The organism is Patescibacteria group bacterium, from assembly GCA_038064855.1.
GTDB lineage: Bacteria > Patescibacteriota > Minisyncoccia > Ryanbacterales > GWA2-47-10b > SICQ01.
Map to the genome: position 1 here is coordinate 1 of JBBTSE010000003.1, position 5,046 is coordinate 5,046.

Annotated in this window: 5 protein-coding genes and 1 tRNA gene; all 6 read left to right on the plus strand. The window is 49.3% G+C overall.

Translation table 11 applies throughout. The features are described 5' to 3' along the window. The first annotated feature begins 84 nt into the window (after positions 1 to 84). A complete protein-coding gene (locus tag AAB417_01240) occupies positions 85 to 333 on the plus strand; it encodes a hypothetical protein (GenBank protein MEK7630642.1) in 249 nt (82 codons plus the stop codon). A 27-nt stretch (positions 334 to 360) separates the two neighbouring features. Continuing rightward, positions 361 to 432: transfer RNA gene (locus tag AAB417_01245), tRNA-Val, on the plus strand. A 3-nt stretch (positions 433 to 435) separates the two neighbouring features. After that, the gene (gene tsaD / locus AAB417_01250; protein MEK7630643.1) at positions 436 to 1,497 is read left to right on the plus strand and encodes a tRNA (adenosine(37)-N6)-threonylcarbamoyltransferase complex transferase subunit TsaD; all 1,062 of its coding nucleotides are present in this window, start codon (positions 436 to 438) and stop codon (positions 1,495 to 1,497) included. Beyond that, positions 1,498 to 3,657, plus strand: a complete 2,160-nt coding sequence (locus AAB417_01255) for a valine--tRNA ligase (protein MEK7630644.1) — start codon at positions 1,498 to 1,500, stop codon at positions 3,655 to 3,657. Positions 3,658 to 3,664: 7 nt separating this feature from the next. After that, entirely contained in the window at positions 3,665 to 4,432 is a 768-nt protein-coding gene (locus tag AAB417_01260) for a PrsW family intramembrane metalloprotease (GenBank protein MEK7630645.1), read from the plus strand. Beyond that, a complete protein-coding gene (locus AAB417_01265) occupies positions 4,419 to 4,949 on the plus strand; it encodes an Hsp20/alpha crystallin family protein (GenBank protein MEK7630646.1) in 531 nt (176 codons plus the stop codon). Before AAB417_01260 ends, AAB417_01265 begins: the two co-directional genes overlap by 14 nt. Positions 4,950 to 5,046 lie beyond the last annotated feature (97 nt).

Sequence of the window (5,046 nt, forward strand, 5' to 3'; positions counted from 1 at the left end):
GGTTAGGACAGCGCTCTTTCAAGGCGTAAATACGGGTTCGATTCCCGTTGGGGCCACAAAAGATAATGTGGTATATATAGATATATGGAACAATTTCCACAACAACAAGAAACATCGGAGCAAGAACTTCGACTCAAACTCGGTATGAGCGTGCGTGCCACGCGTACAGAAGGTGCCGGCACCATTGAAGAGACCTACATGATACTGGATTATAATAAAGAAAAAGATGAGTATCTACTGACAAAAACTGAAGAACCTGGAAAGTCTGTGGATGAAGTTCAGTCAATGAGACGCATTCGCGTCTCACGCGCGGAGCTGGAAAGTCTTAACTAAATGCTCTAGAATAAGCGCGTTGTTTTCGCGCCCTTAGCTCAGTGGTAGAGCGTCACATTGACATTGTGAAGGCCGGAAGTTCGATCCTTCCAGGGCGCACACATGAGCAGAAATAAAAAAATCACCATACTTGGCATTGAGACTTCGTGCGATGAAACAGCGATCGCCGTTGTTGACGCGTCTGGCGGACTTGGTGCACCCAAGTTTCGCGTGCGTGCAAATGTCATCTCCTCTCAAATAAAAATACACGCGCCCTACGGTGGTGTGGTGCCAAACCTCGCCAAACGCGAGCATATCCGAAATCTACCCATCATTCTCGAACAGGCGCTACGCAAAGCTGGTATCGGTGAGCCTCACAAAGAGATTAATGCCATAGCCGTCACCACGGGCCCCGGCCTTGAGCCAGCACTTTGGACGGGTATCACTTTTACACAAAAACTCGCTGAAGAGTGGAACTTGCCCGTAGTCGCCGCCAATCATATGGAGGGTCATTTGGTAACGCCACTCTTAAACGCTCGTGTAGCGGGTATAGCTTTCCCGGCAATCGCTCTTTTGGTATCAGGAGGGCATACCGAAATCGTACTTGTAAAAAAATGGGGAGATTACAAAGTGTTGGGTGAGACGGTAGACGATGCTGCAGGTGAAGCGTTTGACAAAGTAGCGCGCATGCTCGAGCTACCGTATCCCGGCGGACCTGAAGTGAGCCGTCTTGCACGCACGGGCAACCGCTACGGCTTTTCATTTCCCCGCCCCATGCTACAACAAAAAAATTATAATTTTAGTTTCTCGGGTCTCAAAACTGCCGTGCTCTACCAACTGCGTGATTTGAAAGAACAAAAAACTCCTTTTAGTAAAAATGATATCGCCGCGTCGTTTGAAGACGCGGTCATCGATGTACTGATGACAAAAACAATGCGCGCGGCAGCTGAACACAAAGCCCCCTCAATCATCATAGGCGGTGGGGTTGCGGCAAACGCGCGATTGCGTGCGCGCATGCGCGACGCAGTAAAAAAAGAAAAACAAAACCGCACGCTCTATTTGGCACCACTCTCCATGACGGGAGATAACGCCGCGATGATAGCGGCATCGGCTTATTTTCATGCGGTTCGCGACGATTTCGCCAACTGGAAAAAGCTCGAAGCGCATGCTACGCTCCCCTTATAAATGAAGCTTGAAGACCTCCCAAAAAGTTACGAAGCGTCAGCGCACGAAGACGACATCTTTCGCCTCTGGGAATCCTCGGGGGTTTTTAATCCCGACACGCTTCCTGACGCACCTTCGCGCAAACCATTTTCCATCATGATGGCGCCCCCCAATATCACGGGGCAGATCCATGTCGGTCACGCACTCGAAAACATTATCTCTGATATCATCATTCGCCGAAAACGCGCGGAGGGTTTTCGTCCCCTCTTTTTGCCCGGCAAAGATCATGCAGGCATCGCCGGCCAATACGCCGTTGAAAGGGAACTGAAAAAAGAAGGAGTTACGCGCCACGCCCTCGGTCGTGAAAAATTTGTCGAACGCGTATGGGAATATATGCGAGAGATCGGCTCAAATATCGATCAAGAGCTCAAGCACTTGGGCATTTCTGCCGATTGGTCACGCGCGCGCTTTACGATGGATGAAGGATATCAACATGCCGTCGAAAAAGTTTTTCTCCATTATCACGAAAAGGGTTATATCTATCGCGGCAAACGCGTGGTCAATTGGTGCTCGAGGTGCCAGAGCACTATCTCGGATCTTGAGATCACCTACAAAGAAGAAAGGGGTAAACTTTATTTTATCCAGTATGGCCCAATCGTTATCGCGACCACGCGCCCCGAGACCAAGCTCGGCGACACCGCGCTGGCGGTAAATTCTAAAGACGAACGGTACGCGGAACATGTCGGTAAAACCATCACTATTGAGTCGGTTGATCCTGACACCAAAGTTGGCAAATCACCACGCAAAAAAGAATACGAATTGCCGGTCGTCGCCGATGATGCCGCTGATATGGCTTTTGGCTCGGGCATCATCAAAGTCACGCCTGCGCACGATATCGCTGACTTTGAAATCGCTTCTCGCCATCCTGAGATAAAAACACTTGAGATTATCGGTACCGATGGTCGCATGACCGAGGCCGCGGGGGCGCGGTTCGCCGGCATGAAGGTAGCCGAAGCCCGCGAGGCAATAGTAAAAGATTTGGAAGAACTTGGGTTGCTCGTAAAAACAGAAGACCTTGATCATTCGATCGGTGTTTGTGATCGCTGTGAGACAGTCATCGAACCGCTCCTCTCTGACCAATGGTTTGTAAAAATGGATAAGCTCGCCGAGAAGGCGCGCAGGGCGATCGAGAAAAACAAAGTAACATTTGTACCACCCAACCGAAAAGACATGATGCTTGAGTGGGCAAAGAACTTGCGTGATTGGAATATCTCGCGCCAGCTCTGGTGGGGTCACCGCATCCCCGCGTACCGCTGTGAGTGCAAAGAAAATGAAGAATGGCGCGTGGGGCTTGTGGCTCCCGCGGATCTTTGCCGCCGATGTAAAAAACCGTGGCGTCAGACTGATGATGTGCTCGACACTTGGTTTTCATCAGCACTCTGGCCCTTTGTCACCTTGCACTGGCCTGACGAGACTGATGATCTAAAAGACTACTACCCTACCGCACTTATCTCGAGCGCGCGTGAGATTTTTTATCTTTGGATTTTTCGTATGCTATTTTCTGGCCTCGAGTTTATGGGCGATGTGCCGTTTAAAACTATCTACACCCATCCGACTATTCTCGATAAAAGCGGCCGCAAGATGTCAAAATCAAAAGGCAATGTTGTCGATCCTATGAAACTCACCAGCACCTATGGTATTGATGCGATGCGTTTCGGTATTGTCTGGCAGGCAATGGGTACCCAAGACATTCATTGGACGGAAGATCCTCTGCGCGCGGGCAAAAAGTTTTTAAACAAACTCTGGAACTCATCACGCTTTATCATGGTACAGATCGGCACCGATCCGCGAGACATAAAGCGACCGAAACCGAAAGATGACGCGTCGAAAAAAGTTTTGGAAGCATGCGATGCTATGGAAAAAGCGGTCGCTGATTCGATTGCGTCTTACGAATTTGGCCAAGGGTTGCACGCGGCCTATGACTTTTTCTGGAATGATTTTTGCGCCGTCTATATCGAAGAAACAAAGAAGAACCCATCACGCGAGACGCGCGATATGCTCTTTTATATACTCGCGACTTCTCTTAAAAATCTCCACCCCTTTATACCGTTTGCTACTGAATATATCTGGGGACTTCTTCCACACACGGAAAAACGCCTTTTGATCGCAGAAAGGTTATAATAAAAAAATGACCGAGAGTTTAAACCTCGAACCGCTCGCGTGGGCCTTTGCGGCGGGATTTCTCGCGGCATTTGTCTGGCTTTGGTTTTGGCTCAAAGAAGATGAGTCGCCTGAACCGCGCCGGCTCATCATCCTCGCGTTTGTGGGTGGTATGCTCGCGATCCCTATAGCCCTCGTCATGCAATGCTCATGGCTTTCAGGAATACTCGAGTATATTAAGTATCCCGATACCGATTGCACCAAAGGCGTGCCGCAGGAGCTTTCCGGCAACATAAGTCTCTTACTTTTGGTCGGCTTTGCCGCCATCGAAGAGTTTGTAAAATATTTCGCGGTCCTTGTGCTTATCTTTTGGCGCCGTGAATACGATGAACCGGCAGATGCCATGATTTACCTGATCACCGCGGCACTGGGTTTTGCGGCTGTGGAAAACGCTTTTTATCTTTGGAATCCGTTTCAGACAGCACTTTTGCACGGTTTTACCACTGCCAACCTACGATTTTTGGGCCCCACCCTCTTACACACCCTTTCATCGGGTATTTTTGGCTATTTTATAGCAAAAGCGTTTCTTTCGGGCTGGTTGCGCGAGGAGTTTGACGCGCTTTTAGGGTTTTTGGCGGCAACCGTGTTGCACTCTCTCTTTAATATTTTTATACTAAGGTCAGAAGGGCATAGGATCGAACCTGCCCTACTCCTGCTCATAGTCTCTGGTATTTTTATCCTCTTTTCGTTTGAGCGGATTAAGCATACAATTAAAAAATATTATGCCAAAAGATAGAAGATCATTTTTTGAACGCCTGACAGGTTCTGTCTCGGCGCCTCAACAACAAGAAGAATATTTTGACGAGGAAGAAGTCGAGATGGAGCCCCAGCCGCCCCGCGCTCATTTGGCCGTTACCCATACCAAGCCTCGCGCGAAGTCGGCACCTATCAAAAAAGAAGAAGATTGGATGACACCCGAGGAAGAAGGTCAGCTCACCGTCGATGTCTACCAAAAAGATGATGGGATTGTGATCCAATCAACGGTTGCGGGCGTCCGCCCCGATGATTTGGATGTACAGATTACCCGTGAGATGGTCACCATACGCGGTAAACGCGAGCAAGCACGCGAAATCGCGCACGATGACTACTACTACCAAGAACTCTATTGGGGGAGCTTCTCGCGCTCGATACTGCTGCCCTGTGAGGTTGATGTAGACGGTGCCGAAGCGTCACTCAAAAATGGACTTCTCACGATAAAGCTACCGAAAATGGATAAGAATCGAAGCGAACGGCTCAAGGTAAAGAACGAATAAGATTACTAAACAAAAAATCCCCGTACGGGGATTTTTTGTTATATGTGCCGCGGGGGTGAATCGAACACCCGACACGACGCTCTTCAGGCGTCTGCTC

What these genes read in the sequence shown, in the direction of transcription:
- AAB417_01240 (MEK7630642.1), top strand. Translation starts at nt 85, where the DNA reads ATGGAACAATTTCCACAACAACAAGAAACATCGGAGCAAGAACTTCGA.
- tsaD (MEK7630643.1), top strand. Translation starts at nt 436, where the DNA reads ATGAGCAGAAATAAAAAAATCACCATACTTGGCATTGAGACTTCGTGC.
- AAB417_01255 (MEK7630644.1), top strand. Translation starts at nt 1,498, where the DNA reads ATGAAGCTTGAAGACCTCCCAAAAAGTTACGAAGCGTCAGCGCACGAA.
- AAB417_01260 (MEK7630645.1), top strand. Translation starts at nt 3,665, where the DNA reads ATGACCGAGAGTTTAAACCTCGAACCGCTCGCGTGGGCCTTTGCGGCG.
- AAB417_01265 (MEK7630646.1), top strand. Translation starts at nt 4,419, where the DNA reads ATGCCAAAAGATAGAAGATCATTTTTTGAACGCCTGACAGGTTCTGTC.